Source organism: Pseudoalteromonas luteoviolacea (genome assembly GCF_001696455.1).
GTDB lineage: Bacteria > Pseudomonadota > Gammaproteobacteria > Enterobacterales > Alteromonadaceae > Pseudoalteromonas > Pseudoalteromonas luteoviolacea_C.
Map to the genome: position 1 here is coordinate 1 of NZ_MAUJ01000067.1, position 300 is coordinate 300.

General features: G+C 37.3%; 2 protein-coding genes. Both read left to right on the top strand.

The annotated features are described in order from the left end of the window. On the top strand, nt 1-135 hold the full coding sequence (locus A7985_RS26155; protein ID WP_141685462.1) for an integrase core domain-containing protein: 135 nt from the start codon (nt 1-3) through the stop codon (nt 133-135). Between the two features lie 8 nt (nt 136-143). Then, on the top strand, nt 144-300 hold a 157-nt coding region (locus A7985_RS27205), incomplete at its 3' end, for an ATP-binding protein (protein ID WP_176716816.1).

Below are 300 nucleotides of genomic sequence, written 5' to 3' on the forward strand. Positions count from 1 at the left end.
TTGGATTTATATCTGTTTGAATCACTTCAACAAGCTCTTGATATTACAGATGAATGGTTAGATATTTATAATTATGAACGGCCTCACGATGCACTAGGAGATCAAACTCCAATGAGCTATCTTGAGGCAGCATAATTCTACTAATGAGCTGTACTAAAGCTGGGGTAGTTACAAATGCATGTAAGGCATGTGCGCATAAAATTGATATACAAGTAAAAACAACTCCAAGTAAAGGCACCGTTTTTATTATTGGTGATGATGGTCCAGGCATACCTGAAGGTAAACGTCACGAGCTATTAC